This window comes from Pseudomonas sp. HMWF006 (assembly GCF_003061205.1).
Lineage (GTDB): Bacteria > Pseudomonadota > Gammaproteobacteria > Pseudomonadales > Pseudomonadaceae > Aquipseudomonas > Aquipseudomonas monsensis.
In genome coordinates this window covers 11539-15401 of the sequence record NZ_QAIU01000485.1, presented here as the reverse complement: position 1 = coordinate 15401, position 3863 = coordinate 11539, and the positions used below count along the sequence as shown (strand labels likewise).

The 3863-nt window shown below is 60.0% G+C and carries 3 protein-coding genes; all 3 read left to right on the top strand.

Features of this window, described 5'->3' with window-relative positions; translation table 11 throughout:
- Positions 1-368: 368 nt before the first annotated feature.
- Positions 369-1464 (top strand): peptide chain release factor 2 gene (gene prfB / locus DBR24_RS21185; protein WP_099758102.1). Its coding sequence is split into 2 segments (ribosomal slippage): positions 369-440 and positions 442-1464, totalling 1095 coding nucleotides; the frame shifts between segments, so codons are not numbered across the junction.
- A 114-nt stretch (positions 1465-1578) separates the two neighbouring features.
- Positions 1579-3081, top strand: coding sequence for a lysine--tRNA ligase (lysS, locus tag DBR24_RS21180; protein ID WP_003222049.1), 1503 nt, complete (start codon positions 1579-1581; stop codon positions 3079-3081).
- Positions 3082-3186: 105 nt separating this feature from the next.
- Positions 3187-3863 (top strand): TetR/AcrR family transcriptional regulator (locus DBR24_RS21175; RefSeq protein WP_128615724.1); only part of this gene is annotated, 677 nt, incomplete at its 3' end.

The following is a 3863-nucleotide window of genomic DNA, read 5'->3' as shown; positions in this document are numbered from 1 at the left end:
TCGGTAACGCCATTTCAGGTCGGCGTACCTCCCCAATATCCCCCAATCGGTCCCCTCTCCCTAAGGGAGAGGGGGCAGGCCGAGGTGTCTGGCGCTGTTCATCGACCTGATCGACCGAGTCGATTGTGGATCTTCAAGCTTGGCGATTACGGATTCGGTAACGCCATTTCAGGTCGGCGTACCTCCCCAATATCCCCCAATCGGTTCCCTCTCCCTCTGGGAGAGGGCCAGGGTGAGGGTTGGCAATCTCCACTCAGGCAGAAACCTCAAGCCATTCACCCCCCACACCCGCCAGACGGGCTGCCGTGACAGCGTGATTACGTTATACTCGCCGGCTTTCAAAAGTTCGCCAACGAGTGCTGCCCGTCATGGAAATCAACCCGATCCTGAACACCATCAAGGACCTGTCCGAGCGCTCCGAAACTATTCGGGGGTATCTTTGACTACGATCAAAAGCATGAGCGTCTGACCGAGGTCAATCGCGAGCTTGAAGATCCGAGTGTCTGGAACAAACCTGAATACGCCCAGGAACTGGGCCGCGAGCGCGCCGCGCTGGCGCAGATCGTCGACACCCTCGACGAACTGAACGGCGGTCTGGCCGATTGCCGCGACCTGCTGGACATGGCTGTCGAAGAAAACGACGAAGGTGCAGTGGGCGATGTCGTCGCCGAACTGGCCCGTCTCGAGGAAAATCTGGCCAAGCTGGAATTCCGCCGCATGTTCAGCCACGAGATGGACCCGAACAACGCCTACCTGGACATCCAGGCCGGTTCCGGCGGCACCGAAGCCCAGGACTGGGCCAACATCCTGCTGCGCATGTACCTGCGCTGGGCTGACAAACGCGGTTTCGACGCGACCATCATGGAACTGTCGGCCGGTGAAGTCGCCGGTATCAAAGGTGCGACCGTGCACATCAAGGGTGAATACGCCTTTGGCTGGCTGCGTACCGAGATCGGCGTCCACCGTCTGGTGCGCAAGAGCCCGTTCGACTCCGGCAACCGTCGCCACACCTCGTTCTCCGCGGTGTTCGTCTCGCCAGAGATCGACGACAAGGTGGAAATCGAGATCAACCCGGCAGACCTGCGGATCGACACCTATCGTTCCTCCGGTGCCGGTGGTCAGCACGTAAACACCACCGACTCGGCCGTACGTATCACCCACGTACCGACCAACACCGTGGTCAGCTGCCAGAACGAACGTTCCCAGCACGCCAACAAGGACACCGCCATGAAAATGCTGCGGGCCAAGTTGTACGAGCAGGAAATGCAGAAGCGCAACGCCGCATCCCAGGCCCTGGAAGACACCAAGTCCGACATCGGCTGGGGTCACCAGATCCGCTCCTACGTGCTTGACGCGTCGCGGATCAAGGACCTGCGCACCAACATCGAACGCAGCGACTGTGACAAGGTGCTCGACGGCGACATCGACGAATACCTGGAAGCCAGCCTGAAATCAGGGCTGTAAAAGACGCAATACAGCATCGGCTGATTCAACCCGATCCCTGTAGGAGCCAGCCCAGCTGGCGATCTCCGGGCCGCCAGGCCCGGGGGCAACGAACCTGATGGAATATCTAAAGACATGAGCGACCAACAACTCGACCCGCAAGCCCTGCAACAGGAAGAAAACTCCCTGATCGCCCTGCGCAAGGAAAAGCTGGCTGCCGAGCGCGCCAAGGGCAATGCCTTCCCGAACGACTTCCGCCGCGAAAACTACTGCGAAGATCTGCAGAAGAAGTACGCGGACAAGACCAAGGAAGAGCTGGCCGAGGCTGCAATTCCGGTCAAGGTTGCCGGTCGCATCATGCTCAACCGTGGCTCGTTCATGGTGATCCAGGACATGACCGGTCGCATCCAGGTCTACGTCAACCGTAAGACCCTGTCCGAAGACACCCTGGCCGCCGTGAAAACCTGGGACATGGGCGACATCATTGCCGCTGAAGGTACCCTGGCGCGTTCCGGCAAGGGCGACCTGTACGTGGAAATGACCAACGTGCGCCTGCTGACCAAGTCGCTGCGCCCGCTGCCGGACAAGCACCACGGCCTGACCGACACCGAACAGCGCTACCGTCAGCGTTACGTTGACCTGATCGTCAACGAAGACGTGCGCCAGACGTTCCGCGTGCGTTCGCAAGTGATCGCACACATCCGCAGCTTCCTGATGAAGCGCGACTTCCTCGAAGTCGAAACGCCGATGCTGCAGACCATTCCGGGCGGCGCGGCAGCCAAGCCGTTCGAAACCCACCACAACGCGCTGGACATGGAAATGTTCCTGCGTATCGCGCCTGAGCTGTACCTCAAGCGTCTGGTGGTCGGTGGTTTTGAAAAAGTGTTCGAGATCAACCGCAACTTCCGTAACGAAGGCGTTTCGACGCGTCACAACCCTGAATTCACCATGTTGGAGTTCTACCAGGCTTACGCCGACTACGAAGACAACATGGACCTGACCGAAGAACTGTTCCGTGAACTGGCGCAGCTGGTGCTGGGCAGCACCGACGTGCCGTACGGCGACAAGGTGTTCCACTTCGGCGAGCCGTTCGCCCGTCTGTCGGTGTTCGACTCGATCCTCAAGTACAACCCTGAGCTGACCGCCGATGATCTGAACGACATCGACAAGGCGCGCGCCATCGCCAAGAAAGCCGGCGCCAAGGTGCTGGGCTTCGAAGGTCTGGGCAAGCTGCAGGTGATGATTTTCGAAGAGCTGGTCGAGCACAAGCTGGAGCAGCCGCACTTCATCACTCAGTACCCGTTCGAAGTGTCGCCGCTGGCCCGTCGTAACGACGAGAACCCGAACGTCACCGACCGTTTCGAACTGTTCATTGGCGGCCGTGAAATCGCCAACGCCTACTCCGAGTTGAACGACGCGGAAGACCAGGCCGAGCGCTTCATGGCGCAGGTGGCCGACAAGGACGCCGGCGACGACGAAGCCATGCACTACGACGCCGATTTCGTGCGTGCGCTGGAGTACGGCATGCCGCCAACGGCCGGTGAAGGCATCGGCATCGACCGTCTGGTGATGTTGCTGACCAACTCGCCGTCGATCCGCGATGTGATCCTGTTCCCGCACATGCGACCGCAAGCGTAAACGTTTCAGTTGAAAAGCCGCCTAAAACAGGCGGCTTTTTATTGCCTGTCTGGTACAAATGTATCAATTGGTTACTTTTGAAATAACAGAGGAAGTCCAGTCGTGATGGTTGCAATCGCTCAAGAAGGTGCAGCGGGTATCGCCACTGCGGTCGCTGAAAGTGTTCAGTACCAGGGCCGCAAGGCCAGCCGACAGGGCAGCGAGCAGCGTCGCCAGGACATTCTCGACGCGGCGATGCGCATTGTCGTGCGTGACGGCGTGCGGGCTGTGCGCCATCGCGCGGTGGCGGCCGAGGCTGGTGTGCCGCTGTCGGCCACCACTTATTACTTCAAGGATATCGACGACCTGCTCACCGATACCTTCGCCCAGTATGTCGAGCGCAGTGCGGCGTACATGGCCAAGCTGTGGATCAACAACGAAGGCCTGCTGCGCGAGATGGTGGTCAGCGGCGACGGCAGCCCCGAGTCACGCTCGCAACTGGCCGATAATATTGCGCGGCTGATGGCCGATTATGTGCACCGGCAACTGCTCAACCGTCGCGAGCATCTGATGGCCGAGCAGGCCTTCCGCCAAGAGGCGCTGCTCAACCCGCGTCTGGCGGATCTGGTGCGTTCGCATCAGCAGATTTTGCTGCAGGGCACCTGCCAGTTGTTCCAGGTGCTGGGCTCGCGCGAACCGCAGCAGGATGCCAAGGTGTTGACGGCGATTATCGGACGGATGGAATATCAGGGCCTGCTCAACGACGCCGAGCCTTTGGCCGAACAGGACATGCTCGGCATTCT

Excerpts from the sequence above, each read along its gene's own strand:
- lysS (WP_003222049.1), top strand. The coding sequence starts at position 1,579 with ATGAGCGACCAACAACTCGACCCGCAAGCCCTGCAACAGGAAGAAAAC.